This is a genomic window from Brevibacterium sp. BRM-1, assembly GCF_026802075.1.
Classification (GTDB): Bacteria; Actinomycetota; Actinomycetes; order Actinomycetales; family Brevibacteriaceae; genus Brevibacterium; species Brevibacterium rongguiense.
In genome coordinates, this window is the sequence record NZ_CP113788.1 from 1902227 (window position 1) to 1920312 (window position 18086).

Here is an 18086-nt window from a genome sequence, read left to right on the forward strand (position 1 = left end):
GCATAGCGCCCAATCAGTGCTGAAAAATCTGCTGTCTGCTGCTCACGCCGTTCGGTGTGCCCCACGCGTGTGCGGCTGCTGCGCTCACGGTTCCGGGAGGCGCCCCCGCTGGGGCGCTGCCCGGAACCGAGACCGCGTCCGGGACGGCCGAACCGCCCCGGACGACCGCTCATTCTGCGGGCTGGGAGACTCCCACGCGCGCCGCGCGCAGGACCCGGTCGCCCAACCGGTAGCCCGGCTGCATGACGGCGAACACGGTGGGCTCGCCGACTTCGTCGCTGGGCTGCTGCATGAGGGCCTCATGGATGTTCGGGTCGAACTCCTCGCCGACCTCGCCGTACTGCACGAAGCCCGCCTTCTCCAGGGCCGCGCGCAGCTTGGCCACGTGCGACTCGAAGGGGCCCGTGACGTCGCCGTTGTCGGCGGCCAGCTTGACCTCGTCGAGCACCGGGATGATCGCCTCGGCGAACGAGGCGGCACCGGCGGCGCGCGCCTTGTCCTGCTCCCGCGCCGAGCGGCGGCGGTAGGCCGCGTACTCGGCGTTGAGCCGCTGGAGGTCGTCGAGGTACTTGGCGGCCTCCTCGCTCTGCGGGGCGGGGGCGTTCTCCGGATCCAGCGCGGAGGCGTCATCGGGGATGTCGACGCCCAGGTCCGCAGCGTCTGCGGCCCCCTCCGCGGCCGAGGCGCCGGCCGGGCCAGCGCCCGCCCCCGCCTCGGCCTCGTGCGGCTCGCGGACCGCGCCGGAGTCCGGGTCGACCCGGCGCTTGTCGCTGAACGAGAAGCCCTGCGCGGCCTGGTCCTCCTGGTTGCCCTGGTCTGACTGGGGGCCGTTCTCGGGATTCTCGGCGGTCATTACTTCTTCCCCTCGTCCTCATCGTCGACGACCTCGGCATCGACGACGTCGTCGTCGGAACCGGAATCGGCATCGGAGGCTCCGGCGCCGCCCTGGGCGCCGTCGGCCTGGCCCTCCTGCGCGGACTGGGCCGCGTAGAGCGCCTCGCCGATCTTCGACTGGCTCTCAGTGAGCTTGTCCGCCGCGGCCTTGACCGCGTCGTCGTCATCGCCCTTGAGCGCTTCCTTCAGCGCCTCCACATCGGCCGTGACCTGGGACTTGACGTCCTCGGGCAGCTTGTCGCCGTTGTCGGTAACGAGCTTCTCCGTGGAGTACGCCAGGTTCTCCGCCATGTTGCGCTGATCGGCGGCCTCGCGCTTGGCCTTGTCCTCGGAGGCGTGCTCCTCGGCCTCGCGAACCATGCGGTCGATGTCCTCCTGCGGGATCGCGGATCCGCCGGTGATCGTCATCGACTGCTCCTGGCCCGTGCCCTTGTCCGTGGCGGACACGTGCACGATGCCGTTGGCGTCGATGTCGAAGGACACCTCGATCTGCGGCATGCCGCGGGGGGCCGGCGCGATGCCGGTGAGCTCGAACGTGCCAAGCGGCTTGTTGTCGCGGGTGAACTCGCGCTCGCCCTGGAAGACCTGGATCGACACGGACGGCTGGTTGTCCTCGGCCGTCGTGAACGTCTCCGACTTCTTCGTGGGGATGGGCGTGTTGCGTTCGATGAGCTTCGTCATCACGCCGCCCTTGGTCTCGAGGCCCAGCGACAGCGGGGTGACGTCGATGAGCAGGACGTCCTTGCGCTCGCCCTTGAGGACGCCCGCCTGGACGGCCGCGCCGATCGCGACGACCTCATCCGGGTTCACGCCCTTGTTGGGCTCCTTGCCGCCGGTCAGCTCGGTGATGACCTTCGTGACGGCCGGCATGCGGGTCGAACCGCCCACCAGCACCACGTGGTCGACATCGGAGACCTTGACGCCCGCATCGCGCATGACGGCCTCGAACGGGGCCTTCGTGCGGTCGAGCAGGTCCTTGGTCAGCTCCTCCTGGAACTTGGCGCGCGTGAGCGTCTCGTCCAGGTGGATGGGGCCGTTCTCGCTCATGGACAGGTACTGCAGCGAGATGTTGGTGCTCGTCGCGGACGAGAGCTCCTTCTTCGCCTGCTCAGCGGCCTCCTTGAGGCGCTGCAGCGCGGTGGTGTCCTTCGACAGGTCCACGCCGTAGTTGTCCTTGACCTGCTTGATCAGCCAGTCGACGATCGCCTGGTCCCAGTCGTCGCCGCCGAGCTTGTTGTCGCCGCTGGTGGCGCGCACCTGGATGGTGGAGAAGTCGTCATCGTCCTTGCCGACCTCCAGCAGGGACACGTCGAACGTGCCGCCGCCCAGGTCGAAGACGAGGATGAGCTCGTCCTCCTTGCCGCGCTCCAGGCCGTAGGCCAGCGCCGCGGCGGTGGGCTCGTTGATGATGCGCAGGACGTTGAGGCCGGCGATCTGGCCGGCGTCCTTCGTCGCCTGGCGCTGCGCGTCGTTGAAGTACGCGGGCACCGTGATGACCGCGTCGGTCACCGGCTCCTGCAGGTACTCCTCCGCGTCGTGCTTGAGCTTCTGGAGGATGCGGGCGGAGATCTCCGGAGCGGTCAGCTCCTTGCCGCCCAGCTCCGTCTTCCAGTCCTCGCCCATGTGGCGCTTGACCGACGAGACGGTGTTCTTCACGTTCGTGACGGCCTGGCGCTTGGCGATCTCGCCCACGAGCGAGTCGCCGTTCTTGTTGACGGCAACGACGGACGGGGTGGTCCGGCTGCCCTCTGCGTTTGCGATGACCTTCGGCTCGCCGCCCTCGAGGACCGCGACGACGGAGTTCGTCGTACCGAGATCGATGCCAACTGCACGTGACATGTAATGCTCCTTCGCTTGAGTTCTTCAGTCGAGTCGCTGGCGTCCGTGCGGCTGGCCGCACGCCTTGAGTGCCATCGGCTCAAGTCTTGTCGCTTGCTCCCCGGGCTGTCAATCCCCGGGACGCAGACTTGCGTACACCTGACTCAACTTTGCTGCGCGGGAGATTATTCCGGTCGAGCGGAAAAGTTTTCCACAGGCTGCGGAGGTGCGGGCCGGGCCGCAACACCCGCGCGGCCACGCCGCTGCCGCCCGGAGCTGGGCGTTGACTACCGCTCCGGCGCCTGCGGCCGGAACCGCGGCCGCGACACCACGGCCATGCCGATCCCCAGTACGCCGATGCCCTCGACGATCAGCGGGACCGCCGTGGCGAGGAAGACGAGCGGATCGCCATCGGCACCCCCACTCCGCCCGCTCGCGGTGACGAGGGCCCAGCACTCGAGGATCGCGCCAAGTGCCACGGCGCACCCGCCCACGAGGCCGGCCACCCGGCCGGCCCCCTCGCTGTATCGGGCCGCGAGGACGATGGCGAGCCCCGCGGCGGCGAGGATGAGCAGCGCGCGGACCACCGCGAGGCCGGCGGGGAGGAGGAGAAGCGCCCCCCAGCCCGCGCCGCTCACCGCGCCCACCCCGCAGCGGGCCGCCGCTGCGCTTCGGGCTGCGGCCGGCCGAGCAGGGAGAACGCGAGCAGGGTCAGGCCGACGATGACCATGGCCCCCGTGCACACGATGAGGACGACGACGAGGCCGAGGAGGTAGAAGAGCGCGGAGGCGCGCAGGGGGCCGGCTGCCAGCAGGGAGAAGACGATCATCGCGCCCTGCCCCGCCGCCAGGAGTGCGGCGCCCCACGCGGCCAGCAGCCGGGTCCGCCCGCGGGCGCGCACCAGGGCGAGGACCATGACCGTCAGCGCGCAGAGCACGAAGAAGATCCGGCCCACCAGCCCGGAGTAGTCGAGGAGCACATCGGCGCTCACCTCGGCGCCGCCTGAACGGCGCGGTCCGTGCAGTGCGCGGGCGGTGCGGCGAACATATGGCCCCCTTCGGCCGGTCGGCGTCCGAGCGCAAGCCTACGGAACGCGCCGCCGCCGCGGAACTCCCAGCGGCGTCCGGCATTGACACCACACGCCCCGCTGCCAGAGCATCGCCCCATCGAGGGTGCTCGCAGCACCTCAGACCGAGGGGACGCGCATGACTCGCACACCGGCACCGGCAGCGCCCCCGCCCGTCGGGAGCGCGCTGCGCCTGGGCATCATCGGCACCGGCGAGATCGCCGCGGCACTCGTCGACGGGCTGGGCCGCGGCGCCCGCCCCACCGCCGCGCTCCGCGTCGCGCTGTCCCCGCGCGGGGCACGCCTGAGCGCGGACCTGGCCGAGCGGCATGCGTTCGCACACATCGGCGCATCCAACCAGGCCGTCGTGGACGACTGCGACATCGTGCTCCTCAGCGTCCGCCCGGACGCGGCCCGTGAGGTCCTCACGGGCCTCACGATCCCGGACGACCGGGTGGTCATCAGCGCGATTGCGGCCACGCCGCTCGAGCGGATCCGCCAGTGGACGGGCACCGGGCCGGCTCTTGTCCGCTCGATCCCCATGCCCGCAGTGCGCTCCGGTGAGGGCCTGACCGCCGTCTTCCCGGACCACCCCGCCGCCCGCGCGCTCTTCGACCGCGTGGGCTCATGCCTCGTGCTGCCGGACGAGGAGGCGTTCGCCACGCTGTCCACCGCGAGCGCCGCCCTGTCCTCCCACTTCCACTACCTCAGCGCCCTCGCGGCCTGGCTGCGCGGCGCAGGGATCGACGAGTCGACCGCCGAGCGCTACGTGCGCGACCTCTTCGGCGCGGTGGGCCCCGCCCTGCGCACGCAGGCGCCGCTGGAGCGCATCGCCGCGGATCACGAGACGCCCGGCGGCCTCAACGAGCAGCTGCGCGAGCAGTGGTTCGACACGGACAACCGCGCGGCTCTCGACGCCGCGCTCGATGCCGTGCACCGCCGCATCCGAGGCGCCTGACACGCCCACTCCGCCCCGGCCGCGCGGCCACTGTCACAGGACCTCCGCGCAACCGTTGCGAAACCGTCACACCCCCGATGAATCGCAGGCAAACCTGACCGTTAGGATCATCTATGTGACTGCAATCACAAGTGATTCGGCTGCCCAGCCATCCCCGGAATCCCCGCAATCCGCCGGTTCTTCAGGTCCCCCGGGCCCGCGCGCTCCCCTCCTCGAGTCCACCGGCATCGAGATCGTCACGGACGCTCAGCGCACCGCCCGGCCCCACCACCTGTTCTGGCCGTGGTTCGCGGCGAACGTCTCCGTGTTCGGCATGAGCTACGGGTCCTATCTGCTGGGCTTCGGGATCTCGTTCTGGCAGGCGAGCATCGTCGCCGTCGTCGGGATCGTCGTGAGCTTCGCGCTCTGCGGCCTCGTGGCCATCGCCGGCAAGCGCGGCTCCGCGCCCACGATGGTCCTCTCCCGTGCGGCGTTCGGCGTCGATGGGCAGAAGCTGCCGGGCATCGCGTCGTGGCTGACGTCGATCGGCTGGGAGACGTCGCTGACGATCACCGCGGTGCTGGCCACCGCCACGGTCTTCGAGGCGCTCGGCTGGGCGACCGGCACGCTCGTCTCCGTGCTCGCCACGCTCGCGATCGCGGGCCTCGTCGTGACCGCCTCCGTGCTGGGCTATCACACGATCATGCGACTCCAGTCCGTGCTCACCTGGCTCACCGGGCTGTGCACCGTGGTCTTCATGCTCATGACGATCCCGCACATCCACTGGGACGCCGTGGCCGCCCAGCCCGCCGGCTCGGCGCAGCAGATGCTGGGCGCGCTCACGATGGTGATGACCGGCATGGGGCTGGGCTGGATCAACATCGCCGCGGACTGGTCGCGCTATCAGCGCCGATCGACCTCGGACGGCGCGATCGTCGCATGGAACGTCATCGGCGGCTCGGTGGCACCCGTGGTCCTCGTGGTCTTCGGCCTGCTGCTGGCGGGCTCGGATCCCGAGCTGGCCGCCGGCATCGAGTCCGACCCGCTGGGCGCTCTCGTGACGCTGCTGCCGCTGTGGGCGCTCATCCCCTTCTGGATCGTCGCGGTGCTCACGCTGGTCTCCGGGGCGGTGCTGGGCATCTACTCCTCCGGCCTGACCCTGCTCAGCCTGGGCATCCGCATCCCCCGCCCGGCGGCCGCCGCGGTCGACGGGCTCATCCTCACGGCCGGCACCATCTGGGTGGTCTTCTTCGCCCAGGACTTCGTCGGCCCCTTCCAGAGCTTCCTCATCACCCTGGGGGTGCCCATCGCCTCCTGGGCCGGCATCCTCATCGCGGACATCCTCACCCGGCGCCGCGACTACGACGAGGCGGCCCTCTTCGACCGCCGGGGCCGCTACGGGTCCGTGGACTGGACCTCGGTGACCACCATGGTCATCGCCTCCGTCCTGGGCTGGGGCCTGGTGGTCAACGGCTACGCCGACGATGCCCCGTGGAACAACTGGCAGGGCTACCTGCTCGGCGCGCTGGGCGGCAAGGACGGCACGTGGGCGTACTCCAGCCTGGGAGTGCTCGCCGCCCTGGTCCTCAGCTTCGCCGTCACACTCATAACCCGCCACCCCACGATCCGCCGTCAGGAGAAGCAATGAGAGCCTGTCGCCTCGCAGATTCGCACCTGGTCGTCATCGACCCGCAGTCCGTGTTCGCCGACCCCGCCTCCCAATGGTGCGCGGACGGCTTCGATGCCGCCATGGCCCAGACCTCCGAGTTGGCGCCCCTGTTCGGCGAGCGGGTCCTCGTGACCCGGTGGCTGCCCACGGCGGACCGCGCCACGGCGTGGCGCGACTACTTCGAGCGCTGGCCATTCGCCGACGTCGCGGCCGATGATCCGCTCTTCGACCTCGTCCCGGCGGCACAGGACCTGCTCGCGGAGGGCCGCAGGCCCGTCGACCGGCCCACGTTCGGCAAGTGGGGCCGCGAGCTCGCCGACCTCATCGGCGTCGACGAGCACGTGGCGGACTGGAGCGGCTGGACGAAGGGCCCGGGCAGCCGCCTGGTGCTCACGGGGGTCGCGACGGACTGCTGCGTCATCGCCACGGCGCTGGCCGCCGCGGACGCCGGCGTCTTCGTCACCGTCGTCTCCGATGGCTGCGCGGGCTCCAGCCGGGAGAACCACGAGCGCGCGCTCGCGCTCATGGAGCTCTCCGCCCCGCTCATCGAGGTCTCGACCGCCGCCCAGGTGCGCGAGCGCATGGGCCAGTAGCGCGCAGACGCCCGAGGCGCGCCCGAGGCGCGGGCCTCAGACCGCGCCGCGCTCGAGCATGCTGCGCCCGGTCTGCGCTATGGTCTCGCGCGCCGGGCGCGCCCGCAGGCCGAGCACGCGCTCGGCGCGGCTGACGTCGATCTCCTTCGTCCCGCCCAGCTCCGCGGCGAAGTCGCGGGCGGCGGGGACCACGCGGGCCGCTGCGCGCACCAGCCAATTGGGGATGCGCCGCGTCGGCACCTTCGCCGCCCGCGCCCCGAGGGCCTGCCGCAGCGTCCCGGCGATCTGGGCCATGGTCATGCCCTCCCGGCCGCCCACGATGAACCGCCGACCGGCCGCCTCGGCAGCCGTGAGGGCCGCCGCGTGGGCGGCGGCGACGTCGCGGACGTCGACCACCGGGAACCACATGTCGAGCAGCCCGGGCAGAGCGCCGGCGAGCATGCGGCGGATGAGCTCGTTGCCGCCGCTGACCGAGGGCCCCAGCACGGGGCCGAAGACGGCGGTGGGGCACAGCGCCACGAGTTCGAACCCGGGACCGGCCTGGGCCGCGAACTCCCACGCGTCCTGCTCGGCGAGGGTCTTCGAGGCGGTGTACGCGCTCACCCCCGGGCCCGCCAGGCGCGTCCAGGAATCCTCATCGAAGCGCGGGGGCCTGGACCCGAACCCGAAGCCCACCGCCCCGAACGAGGACGTCATGACGACGCGGGAGACGCCCGCGGCCTCGGCGGCCCCCAGGACCCGCAGCGTGCCCTCGCGGGCCGGGGCGATGACCTCCTGGGGATCCTTGGGCTCCGCGGCCGGAACCGGTGAGGCGACGTGCAGGACGCCGTCGCAGCCCTCCATCGCCGCGGCCCAGCCCGCGTCGTCCATGTGGTCGGCGGTGGCGAATTCGAGTCCGGCAACCACCTCGCCCAGCTCGAATCCGCTCGCCTCCCCGGCGCGCGCAACGGCCTCGCGCACGCGCTGCTGGCTGCCGGCCGAGCGCACCGTGGTGCGCACCGTGCGACCCTGCGCGAGCAGCTGGGCCATGCAGTAGGCGGCGATGAAACCGGTTCCGCCCGTCACGAGCACGGGGCGCTGCTGATCGACCATGCCCCAAAAGTCACACGGCGACGCGCTGCGGTTACCCGGCGGATCGCTCTGGTCGCACGGCGACGCGCTCGTTGAATAGACTCGGCCCATGACGAGCGCACCGGAAGTCAGCACCGCCCTCGGCCGCGTCCGCGGCACCACGACAGACGGCATCGACCGGTTCCTGGGCCTGCCGTACGCGGCACCGCCCGTGGGACCCAACAGGTTCCGCGCCCCGCAGCCTCCCGCCGCGCACACCGGTGTCTTCGCCGCCGATCGGTTCGGCCCGCCACCGCCCCAGTTCGCCCCGGATGGGCAGGCGCCGCTGGCGGACCACCGCGACGGCGACGACTGGCTCACGCTCAACGTGTGGGCCCCCGCCGGAAGCCCAGTTGAGCAACCGGACGGGGCCGGTGAGGGCCTGCCCGTCATCGTCTGGATCCACGGGGGCGCCTACATCCAGGGCTCCTCCGCGGAGCCCACCTACGACGGCACCCCCTTCGCGCAACTGGGCTGCGTCTTCGTCACCCTCAACTACCGCCTGGGGGTCGAGGGCTTCCTCCACTTCCCCGCCAGCCCGGAGACCATCGACTTCCCCTCCAACCGCGGCCTGCTCGACCAGGTCGCCGCCCTGTCGTGGGTGCGGGAGAACATCGCGGCATTCGGCGGGGATCCGGACCGGGTCACGCTCATGGGCGAGTCCGCGGGCGCCGGCTCCGTGCAGGCCCTGCTCGCCATGCCCGCCGCGCGCGGGCTGTTCCGCCGGGCGATCCTGCAGAGCCCTCCAGCGATGTTCATCGACTCCGCCCTGGCCGCCCGGGCCACGGAGCTCTTCGCCGACGCGGCGGGCCTGGAGCCCACGCCCGAGGCGTTCGCCCGCATCGAGCCCGCCCGCTTCGAGGCCCTGACGGCTCGCTACATCAGCGCGCAGCGCGAGCACCGCTCCGAGCTGGGCCGGGCCTCGGCCTTCGAGCCGCTCCTGTGCCCGGTGGTGGACGGGCTGACGCTGCCCGCGGACCCCTGGGAATCCCTGGCCCACGGGGCGAGCCGCGATGCCGAGGTCATCATCGGCCACAACAGCGATGAATTCCGCCTCTTCATGGCCTACCGGCCCCGCGAGGTCGACGCCGGCCTCGCGCAGGCGCGGCTGGCCGCGCTCGGCCCCGCCGGCGCGCTCGAGGCCTACGCGGCGCTGTTCGAGGGACGCGAACCGGAGGACCTCTACGAGGCGGTGCAGTCGGACTGGGTGTTCACGGTCCCGGCCATGCAGCTGGCCCAGGCGCACGCCGAGGCGGGCGGGGCCACGTACGCCTACCTCCTCGCCCTCGCCCCGGAGGGCGGCATCGGCTCGGCCCACGCCGCCGATGTGCCGCTCATCTTCGACCAGTTCGATTCGGACATGGGCCGCCTCATCTACCCGCGGCCCAGCGCCGCGGAGCGCCGCGTGGGCGAGCAGCTGCGCGAGGCGTGGGTGCGCTTCGCGGCCACCGGCGATCCCGGCTGGCCGGCCTGGGACGCATCGCACGCCGTGCGCATCTTCGACGCCGAGCCCCACGATGGCCCCTACCCGCTGCTCGCGCGCTGGCAGGCCTACGCCGAGGACCGCGCGCACGCCCTGGGCCTCCAGCCCGCCGCGCGCCCGGAGCCGTAGAGCGGCTCACATGTAGACGACGACCTTGCCCGCGGCGTGGCCGCCCTCGACTGCGGCGACGGCCCGGTCGGCCTGGGAGAAGTGGAAGCGGCGGCCGATGCTGACCTCGAGCGCGCCGGAGGCGAGCAGCGCCGCGAGCTTGGCGTAGACCTCGGCGGAGCGCCGGCGGCGGATCCCGCTGCCGCCCAGCTGTGCGGCCCGCTCGGGATCGGCGGCGCTGATGAGGCGCATGTCGCGCAGCGCCTGCGCGAACGGGATCGCATCGCCCGCCCCCGCGGGGCGCGTATCGGAGCCGAGCGCCGCGCCGGCGGTGAGCGCCTCCCCGCCCACGAGGTCGAGCACGGCGTCCGGGATTCCCGCGGCGGCCAGCGCCCGCTGCGGCCAGCCGGGCCCGGAGCGGACGAACACGGCGCCGGCGGCCTCGACGACGTCGCGCTTGGACTCGGAGGCCACGCCCACCGTGTGCGCGCCGGCGGAGTGCGCCAGCTGCAGGGCGGCCGTGCCCACGCCGCCGCCGGCGCCGAGCACGAGGAGGGTCTGGCCGCGCTGGAGGTGGAGGTCGGCAAGCGCGTCGTAGGCCGTGCCCACCGCGACCGGCACGCAGGCGGCGGCGGCTGAGCTCACGCCCTCGGGCACCTCGGCGACGGACTCCGCGGCCAGCAGCGCGCGCGGGGCGAACGTGCCGAAGCCCGCGGCGGCGGCGCCGAAGACGCGCGTGCCGGGCGGGAACGCGCCGTCCGGGGCAGCGACGACCCGGCCGGCGGCCTCGCGGCCCATCGCCATGGGGAACGCGACCGGGAATGCGCCCTGGCGCTGACCGGAGCGGACCTTGATGTCACCGGGGTTCACGGCGGTCGCCTCTACCTCGATGAGCACGTGCCCGGGCTGCGGGGCGGACTCGTCCACCTCGATGAAGCGCGCGGCGCTCGGGCCGCCGTAGGATTCGAAGCCGAAGATCACCATGGGGCAATGCTATGCCCGCCCGCGCTCTAGGGTGGAGCCCATGAGCGAAGAGAAGGCAGTCCCCGACGACGCGGCTGCGCCGGAGGACGACGCCGCCCCGGATGGCGATGTCGCCGAGCGCCTCGCGCCGCAGGGGCCCCGGCAGGTGCGCACCATGCGCGACCTGCTGCCGTGGGAGGGCACCCCGCGGCCCAGCGACCGGGTGCTGCTCGCCTTCCTCTTCATCATTCCGCTCTTCTACCTGGTCATGTGGCCGCTGCGGCCCATGCTCATCGCCAAGATGCCCGTGCTGCTGTCGTTCCTCATCGGGGCCAAGACCGTGGTGGCCGGCGCGGGGGCCTTCGCGGCCGTCGAGTCCCACCCGCTGTGGATCGTCGTCGCCGCGGGCTGGGCGGGCATGATGAAGTTCGACTGGCTGTGGTGGTTCGCGGGGCGCCGCTGGGGCGAGCGCATCGTGTCGATCTTCGCGAACACGGAGCGCACGTACCGCCGCGCCGAGCAGATCCGCCGCCTGCCGCGCTGGCTGCTCATCGCGCTCGTCGTGCTGGGCCGGTTCCCCGGTGTGCCCGGCAGCATCGTGTGGCTCATCTCCGGCTGGTCCGGCATGCGCTTCTGGACGTTCTTCCTGTGCAACGCCGCCGGAGCACTGGTGCTGAGCTGGGGCTGCGCGTGGATCGGCTTCGAGATCGGCCAGCCCGCTGTCGACCTGCTCAAGCTCGTCGACAAGTACGCCCTGTGGGTCTCACTGGCCATCATCGTGGGCATCGCGGTGTGGAGCGGCTGGAAGGAGGCCCGGCGCCAGAGCGCGCAGGGCCGGTAGGCGCTCTCACTGGGCCGCCCGAGGCGCCCTACGTGCCCGAGGCGCGCGGGGTGCGCGCGAGGTGCGCTCGAGGCGTCCTGCGTGCCCGTCCGGTTCGCGCCTCGGGCGCGGTGCACGGCTACGGCGCCCATCGCATAGGCTCTCCCACGCCCGATGCCCGCCCCGAGGAGGCTCCTTGGCTCTGCGCGACCTGTTCGCCGACACCCGCCCGCTGCGCGTGCCGGCCTATCGGCGCCTCTTCATCGCCAACATCGTCACGGTCATCGGCGCCCAGCTGACGATCGTCGCGGTGCCCGCGCAGATCTACTCCATCACCGGCAGCTCCGCCTACGTGGGCCTCACCGGCATCTTCGGCCTGGTGCCGCTCGTGGTGTTCGGCCTCTACGGCGGCTCGCTGTCCGATGCGATGGACCGCCGGCGCCTGCTCATGGTCACGGGGCTGGGCCTCGCGGCGGCGAGCGGGCTGCTGTGGCTGCTCGCATTCATCCGCACCGACAGCGTGTGGCTCGTGCTCGTGGCGCTGGCTCTCCAGCAGGCGTTCTTCGCGGTCAACCAGCCGGCCCGCTCGGCGATCCTGCCCTCGCTGGTGCACAGTTCCCAGCTGGCCGCCGCGAACACGCTGAACATGACCCTCATGACGTTCGGGGCGATCGTCGGCCCGCTCGTGGGCGGCATGCTCATCCCCGTGCTGGGCTATCCGCTGCTCTACGCGTTCGATGCCGTGGCCCTGGGCGTGGCGCTGTGGGCGATCGCGCGCCTGCCCGCCCTGCCCCCGCGCACCGACGCGGGCGGACAGGTGCGCCGGGCGGGCTTCGCGAGCGTGATGGAGGGCTTCGCGTACCTGCGCACCTCGCCGGTGCTGCTCATGAGCTTCGTCGTCGACATCATCGCGATGGTCTTCGGGATGCCGCGGGCCATGTTCCCGCAGATCGCGCACGAGTCCTTCGGCGGCCCGCCCAGCGGTGGGGCGGTGTTCGCGCTGCTGTCGGCTGGCCTGAGCATCGGCGCGACTGCGGCCGGCGTCTTCTCCGGCTGGGTCTCGCGCGTCTCCCGGCAGGGCCGCGCCGTCGTCATCTGCATCGTGGTCTGGGGCGCGGCGATGGCCCTGTTCGGCGCCTTCCTGCCGCTGGCGCACTCCCTGTGGTGGGCGGCCCTGGTAGGCGCGCTGGCGTGCCTCATGGTGGGCGGCGGGGCCGATACGATCTCCGCGGCGTTCCGCACGACGATGCTCCAGCAGGCGGCCGACGACGACAAGCGCGGGCGCCTGCAGGGCGTCTTCACCGTCGTGGTGGCCGGCGGCCCGCGCATTGCGGACGTGGTCCACGGCTACGCGACGTCCCTCGTGGGGACCGCGTGGACCTCGATCGGCGGTGGGGTGCTGTGCATCGTGGGCGTGCTCGCCGCCGCGGCGCTCGCTCCGTCGTTCATGCGCTACCGCGCGCCGCGCGACACCGTGGACGGCTAGGAGGGCTGGTTTCGTCGCCGCAGGGCGAGCGCGGCCAGGCCCGCTCCGAGCGCCAGCACGGCGCCCGAGGCGAGGAACGCCTCGCGCATCCCCGCCGCCGTCGCGACCCAGGCCCCGAAGAGCGGACCGAGCACCTGGCCGGCGTGCTGGGCGGCGACCATGAGCCCCAGCACGCGGCCCACCCGGGCGGCCGGCACCAGCGCGCGCAGCGCCGAGGTGACGGCCGGGGCCAGCCCGCCCACGGCGAGCCCCAGCGCGAAGCGCAGGGCGACGAGCGCTGGGGCCGAGTGGGCAAGGTACTGCGCGCTCGCGCACAGCGCGGCGGCCGCGAGCGAGAGGGCGAGGACCCGCCGCGGCCCGATGGCATCGGCCGCGCGCCCGAGCACGGGCCCCGCGATCATCGTGCCGGCCGCGGTGGCCGACAGCGCGATCCCGCCCCACAGCGCCGCAGGCTGCCCGCCCGGCAGCTGGGCGCTCAGCAGGGTGATGAAGGGCTCGACGGACATGCTCGCGAACGTGATGAGCGAGGCGATCGCGAGCAGCAGCACGATGGCCGCCGAGGCGCGCGCCGGCGCCCGCTCTCCCTGTGCACCGGGCGGGCCGGGCGCCGCGGGCGGGTCGGAGGGTCCGGCGGGGGCGCTGGGCGCAGCGGGGGTGGCTGGCCCATCGGGAGCGACGGGTCGGCGCTGGGGCCGGTCCGCAGGCAGGCCGAGCACGACGGCGAGGAACGCGGTGAAGATGAGGGCGCCCGTCCACCCGAAGACCACCCGGGGGCCCACGAGGGGCGGGAGCAGCCCGCCGAGCACGGGGCCGGCGAGGTTGCCGGCCATGACGCCGGAGGTCAGCACGCCCACCGCGAAGGCGCGGCGGGCGACCGGCGTGAGGTCCGCGACGAGGATCATGGCACCGGAGGCGAAGCCACCCAGCAGACCGGTGAGCAGGCGCAGGGCCAGGAGCTGCCCCACGTCCTGGGCGAGGCCCGTGAGGCCGATCGCGATGCTCATGCCCAGCCCCGCGCGCACGAGCATGGACTTGCGCCCCCACCGATCGCCGAGCATCCCCCACAGCGGGGCGACGAGCGCCGCCACGAGGTAGGTCGCGCCGAAGCAGATCGCGGACCAGTGGACGATCGCATCCGGGTCCTGCACGCCCAGCTGCCGGATGTAGACGGGCAGGAAGGGCACGAGCATCGTCATGCCGACAATCGTCGTGAACGAACCGAACGTGCAGATGGCCAGGCTGCGGGCCCACGGACGGACACCGGGTGCGGGGGTGGGCACCGGTTCGGCGGGGCCTGCGCTGGTGTTCGCACCGGTACTGGTGCTGTGCGTGTCATCCCTGCCGTCGGCCGCGCCCATGCCGCCATTGTCACCCCAGTGTCCGGATTCCGAATCGGCGCGTCTTGGCATGCAGGACGTCTGGTCACTCGAGACCGGCTGCCGGCCCGTGACCGCGCCATCGGCTGCGGCAGGCATACTTGAGCGGGCGGGGCTGCGCCGGTCGCGAACGTCTGCGGGCACTCGGCCCGCCGCATCCCGCTCGACGTCCGGAAGGCACCGCCATGAGCTCAGCCGCGCAGCACCCCCAGCCCCGCGAGGGCCACCCGCCGGCCTCCAGTGATGCCGGCGGCAGCCATGCCCGCGGTGCCGAGCAGGAGTCCGGCAGCGGGGTCACGGTCGTCCTCGCGTTTGCGGCCAATTTCCTCGTCGCCGTGGCCAAGTCCATCGTCGCCGCGCTCACGGGGTCCGCCTCGATGCTCGCCGAGGCCGCGCACTCGTGGGCGGACACCGGCAATGAGATCTTCCTCCTCATCGGCGAGAAGCGCTCCCGGAAGCCCGCGGACCGCTCCCACCCGCTGGGCTACGGGCGCTCGGGGTTCGTATGGGCGATGTTCGCGGCGATCGGCCTGTTCGCGGTGGGCGCCGGCGTATCGATCTGGCACGGCATCCAGTCGCTGACCGTGGAGAGCGAGGGCGAGGACTACCTGTGGGGCTACGTGGTGCTCGCCATCTCATTCGCGCTCGAGGGGACCTCGTTCCTGCAGGCGCTGCGGCAGACGCGGCGCGGCGCGCGTCGGCGGCGCCTGGATCCGCTGCGCTACGTGGCGAAGACGTCCGATCCCATGCTGCGCGCGGTCTTCGCGGAGGACTCCGCGGCCCTCCTGGGCCTCCTCATCGCCGGCGCGGGCCTGTTCCTGCACCAGATCACGGGCAATGCGATCTGGGACGCGCTGGGCTCGATCCTCGTGGGGGTGCTGCTGGGCATCGTCGCGATCGTCCTCATCTCCCGCAACGCCTCGCTGCTCACGGGTGAGGGCGGTACGCCGCTCGTGCGCAACGAGCTGCTCAAGATCATCCTCGACAGCCCCGAGATCGCGAGCGTCAGCTTCTTCCACACGGAGTGGGTGGGCGCCAACCAGATCCTCGTGCTCGCGTCGGTCGACGTCGCCGGTGACGCCCGCGAGTCCGAGCTGCGCCGGCTCATGCAGGACGTGGAGGACCGGCTGGAGCGCCAGCAGGTCGTGGCGCGCGCCCTCCTCACACTCACGCGACCGGGGGACACCACGCAGCTCGGCCTCGAGCCGCTGCCCGACTGGTACGAAGACCCCGCCGCGCAGGACTGAGCCGGCTGGCCTACGGGCAAGACCGGCCCGGCTGGCCTGCGGGCAAGACCGGTCCGGCTGGCCTGCGGGCAGCGCCGAGCGGGGTGGGCCGTTCCCGGCCCTGCTGCTCAGGCGCGCAGCGCCAGGGCGAAGGGCAGCACCTCCTTGGCTCCGGCAAGGCGCAGCTCGCGCCCGGCGATGGTCATGGTCCACCGCGAGACCACCTCGGTGTCGACGAGCAGCACGACCTGCCCCGCGACCGCCTGGGCGACCGACTCCGGGACGAAGAACGCGTCGTGGAGCCCGCGCAGCCGATACGCGCTGTTCGAATCCGGCGTTCCCGGGTCGTGGAGGAGCTGGAGGTCACCGGCATCGATGAGCTTTCCCGCGGCAGCGAGCTCGGCGGCCAGGGAGCGCACCGTGTGCGGGCGCACGGCACTCGGAACCCCCACCACCGCGGTGGGGCGCTCGGCCCACTCCCATTCGGAGAGCACGCGCAGGCACCAGGAGCCGATGTTCGCCGGCACCGGGGCGTCCTCGGCACCGGCGGCGAGGAACCCGCGCAGCGCCTGGCCGGGGCCCAGGTCCGTCAGGCGCGCGATCACCCGGCCCGGTCCCACCCGCTCGGCCTCGGGGATCTTCCCCTTGAGCTGGACACCGATCTTGGGCAGGCCCGTGGGCCACGCCGCGCGCGGATCGAGTTCGAGACCCACCCCGGAGAGCACCGATTCGGCGCGCGAGCGGCCCTCCTCGGAGACCTCGGACGACCACCAGGGGCCCGCGCACACGTCGCAGCGCCCGCAGTCGGCAGCCGCGGGGTCATCGAGCTGCTCGGCGAGGAAGCGCATGCGGCACATCCGACCCGCCTCGTAGTCGAGCATGGCCTGCGCCTCGCGGCGGCGCGCCTGCGCCACCGCCGCGTACCGCTCCTCGTCGTAGGTCCACCCGGCGCCCGTCGACACGAAGCCGCCGGCCACGCGATCGACCGCCCCGTCCACCTGCAGCGTTTTGAGCAGCAGCTCGAGGCGCGAGCGCTTGGCGCCCACGAGCGGTTCGAGCGCGGGAACCGAGAGCGCCGGGCTGCCCCCGCCCGAATCGGAATCCGCGCGCGCCGCGTCGAGGGCCGCGAGAACGGCCCGAGCCGCCTCCGGGTCCGGCATCGAAGCCGTGGCGAAGTACTCCCAGATATCCGGATCCTCCGGGCCGGGCAGCAGCAGCACGTCCGCCGAATCGGTGGCGCGTCCAGCGCGACCCACCTGCTGGTAGTACGCCACGGCCGACGACGGCGCGCCCAGGTGGATGACGAAGCCCAGATCCGGCTTGTCGAACCCCATGCCGAGCGCGGAGGTGGCGACGAGCGCCTTGAGGTCATTGCCCTTGAGCCGCGCCTCGAGTGCCTCGCGCTCCTCCGTGTCCGTGCCCCCCGTGTAGGGCGCGACCTCCCAGCCGGCCTGGCGCAGCGCGCGCGCCACGTCCTGGGCGGCGGAGACCGTGAGCGTGTAGATGATCCCCGAGCCCGCGAAGTCGCCCAGGTGCTCGGCCAGCCAGGCGATCCGCCGGCCCGGCGGCGCGGTATCGGCCACGCCGAGCCGCAGCGAGTCGCGGGCAAGCGGGCCGCGGATGACGAGGGTGTCGGCTCCCAGCTGCGCGGCCACATCGTCGACGACGCGCTCGTTGGCCGTGGCAGTGGTCGCGAGCACCGGGAGATCCGCCGGGAGCTCCGCCAGCAGCGCCCCGATCCTCCTGTAGTCGGGGCGGAAGTCGTGTCCCCAGTCGGAGATGCAGTGGGCCTCGTCCACCACGATCATGCCGACGCCCCCGAGCAGCCGGCCCAGGACGCGCTCCCGGAACTTGGGGTTCGTCAGCCGCTCCGGCGAGATGAGCAGGACGTCGACCTCGTTCCGGTCGAGCGCGGCGAGCACATCGTCCCATTCCGTGGCGTTCGACGAGTTGATCGTCACCGCCCTCACCCCCGCCCGGGCGGCTGCCGCAACCTGGTCCCGCATGAGCGCGAGGAGCGGCGAGATGATGAGGGTGGGCCCGCCTGCCCCGGCACGCTGCCCGAAGCCCTGCCGGATCAGCCGCGAGGCGACGAAGTAGACGGCGGACTTCCCCCAGCCCGTGCGCTGGACCACGAGCGCCCGGCGGCGGCCGGACACGAGGGCCTCGATCGCCTCAAACTGCCCATCGCGGAACTGCGCATCCGCGCGCCCCGTCAGCTGTGCGAGCACCTGACCGGCAGCTTCCCGCAGCCCACCGGCCCCACCGCTGGCCGGGGCGGCGTCCGGCACATGCTCACCCACTTCGACCGCATCCGGCCCGTCTTCGGCAGGGCCCGCTCCATCATTGCCGGCGTCGCTCATGCCCCCGACTGTAGCGATGCCCGCTGACACGGCCCCGGCCGCACCCGGACCGCTCGTCTCACACTCGTCCACAGCTGCCCCCCTTTCTCCACCAGAGAGCGTCGCAGAATTCCTGCAACAGCCTCTTCCATTCGAATATATATCGGACTACAATCGAACACAAGCATCGTACGA

15 protein-coding genes are annotated in these 18086 nt (G+C 72.7%); 7 read left to right on the plus strand and 8 right to left on the minus strand.

Annotated features, from left to right (window positions below; translation table 11 throughout):
- Nucleotides 1–169: 169 nt before the first annotated feature.
- The 4 genes from BRM1_RS08285 to BRM1_RS08300 form a co-directional block, all read right to left on the minus strand.
- Nucleotides 170–853 (minus strand): nucleotide exchange factor GrpE, encoded by a 684-nt coding sequence (locus BRM1_RS08285; RefSeq protein ID WP_160953999.1) that lies wholly within the window; start codon nucleotides 851–853, stop codon nucleotides 170–172.
- A complete protein-coding gene (dnaK, locus tag BRM1_RS08290; protein ID WP_268525128.1) occupies nucleotides 853–2733 on the minus strand; it encodes a molecular chaperone DnaK in 1881 nt (626 codons plus the stop codon). The genes BRM1_RS08285 and dnaK overlap by 1 nt, the downstream gene beginning before the upstream one ends.
- A gap of 266 nt (nucleotides 2734–2999) precedes the next feature.
- Nucleotides 3000–3350: a hypothetical protein gene (locus BRM1_RS08295; protein ID WP_268525130.1), complete on the minus strand. Its 351-nt coding sequence runs from the start codon at nucleotides 3348–3350 to the stop codon at nucleotides 3000–3002.
- The gene (locus tag BRM1_RS08300) at nucleotides 3347–3703 is read right to left on the minus strand and encodes a hypothetical protein (protein ID WP_268525132.1); all 357 of its coding nucleotides are present in this window, start codon (nucleotides 3701–3703) and stop codon (nucleotides 3347–3349) included. The genes BRM1_RS08295 and BRM1_RS08300 overlap by 4 nt, the downstream gene beginning before the upstream one ends.
- A 214-nt stretch (nucleotides 3704–3917) precedes the next feature.
- On the opposite strand from BRM1_RS08300, the gene BRM1_RS08305 reads away from it, so the two are divergent.
- From BRM1_RS08305 to BRM1_RS08315, 3 genes are all read left to right on the plus strand, one after another.
- Nucleotides 3918–4736: an NAD(P)-binding domain-containing protein gene (locus BRM1_RS08305; protein WP_268525133.1), complete on the plus strand. Its 819-nt coding sequence runs from the start codon at nucleotides 3918–3920 to the stop codon at nucleotides 4734–4736.
- A 226-nt stretch (nucleotides 4737–4962) separates the two neighbouring features.
- A complete protein-coding gene (locus BRM1_RS08310; RefSeq protein ID WP_268529788.1) occupies nucleotides 4963–6363 on the plus strand; it encodes a purine-cytosine permease family protein in 1401 nt (466 codons plus the stop codon).
- The gene (locus BRM1_RS08315; protein WP_160954008.1) at nucleotides 6360–6977 is read left to right on the plus strand and encodes a cysteine hydrolase family protein; all 618 of its coding nucleotides are present in this window, start codon (nucleotides 6360–6362) and stop codon (nucleotides 6975–6977) included. The genes BRM1_RS08310 and BRM1_RS08315 overlap by 4 nt, the downstream gene beginning before the upstream one ends.
- Before the next feature lie 36 nt (nucleotides 6978–7013).
- Here BRM1_RS08315 and BRM1_RS08320 read toward each other — a convergent pair whose 3' ends face one another.
- Nucleotides 7014–8069, minus strand: coding sequence for an NAD-dependent epimerase/dehydratase family protein (locus tag BRM1_RS08320; RefSeq protein ID WP_268525137.1), 1056 nt, complete (start codon nucleotides 8067–8069; stop codon nucleotides 7014–7016).
- Between the two features lie 88 nt (nucleotides 8070–8157).
- Between BRM1_RS08320 and BRM1_RS08325 the strand changes: the two genes are divergently transcribed.
- The gene (locus BRM1_RS08325; RefSeq protein ID WP_268525139.1) at nucleotides 8158–9699 is read left to right on the plus strand and encodes a carboxylesterase/lipase family protein; all 1542 of its coding nucleotides are present in this window, start codon (nucleotides 8158–8160) and stop codon (nucleotides 9697–9699) included.
- A gap of 6 nt (nucleotides 9700–9705) precedes the next feature.
- On the opposite strand, the gene BRM1_RS08330 is transcribed toward BRM1_RS08325, so the two are convergent.
- Nucleotides 9706–10662: a zinc-binding dehydrogenase gene (locus BRM1_RS08330; RefSeq protein WP_268525140.1), complete on the minus strand. Its 957-nt coding sequence runs from the start codon at nucleotides 10660–10662 to the stop codon at nucleotides 9706–9708.
- Between the two features lie 40 nt (nucleotides 10663–10702).
- Here BRM1_RS08330 and BRM1_RS08335 point away from each other — a divergent pair, with 40 nt between their 5' ends.
- Nucleotides 10703–11482, plus strand: coding sequence for a DedA family protein (locus tag BRM1_RS08335; protein WP_268525142.1), 780 nt, complete (start codon nucleotides 10703–10705; stop codon nucleotides 11480–11482).
- Between the two features lie 175 nt (nucleotides 11483–11657).
- Nucleotides 11658–12947 carry an MFS transporter gene (locus BRM1_RS08340; RefSeq protein WP_268525144.1) on the plus strand — a complete coding sequence of 430 codons (1290 nt, stop codon included), beginning with the start codon at nucleotides 11658–11660 and terminating at the stop codon, nucleotides 12945–12947.
- On the opposite strand, the gene BRM1_RS08345 is transcribed toward BRM1_RS08340, so the two are convergent.
- Nucleotides 12944–14305, minus strand: a complete 1362-nt coding sequence (locus tag BRM1_RS08345; protein WP_268525147.1) for an MFS transporter — start codon at nucleotides 14303–14305, stop codon at nucleotides 12944–12946. The genes BRM1_RS08340 and BRM1_RS08345 overlap by 4 nt on opposite strands.
- Before the next feature lie 203 nt (nucleotides 14306–14508).
- Here BRM1_RS08345 and BRM1_RS08350 point away from each other — a divergent pair, with 203 nt between their 5' ends.
- Nucleotides 14509–15570 carry a cation diffusion facilitator family transporter gene (locus BRM1_RS08350; RefSeq protein ID WP_160952840.1) on the plus strand — a complete coding sequence of 354 codons (1062 nt, stop codon included), beginning with the start codon at nucleotides 14509–14511 and terminating at the stop codon, nucleotides 15568–15570.
- Nucleotides 15571–15677: 107 nt separating this feature from the next.
- On the opposite strand, the gene BRM1_RS08355 is transcribed toward BRM1_RS08350, so the two are convergent.
- Nucleotides 15678–17912 carry a RecQ family ATP-dependent DNA helicase gene (locus BRM1_RS08355; RefSeq protein ID WP_268525152.1) on the minus strand — a complete coding sequence of 745 codons (2235 nt, stop codon included), beginning with the start codon at nucleotides 17910–17912 and terminating at the stop codon, nucleotides 15678–15680.
- Between the last annotated feature and the right edge of the window lie 174 nt (nucleotides 17913–18086).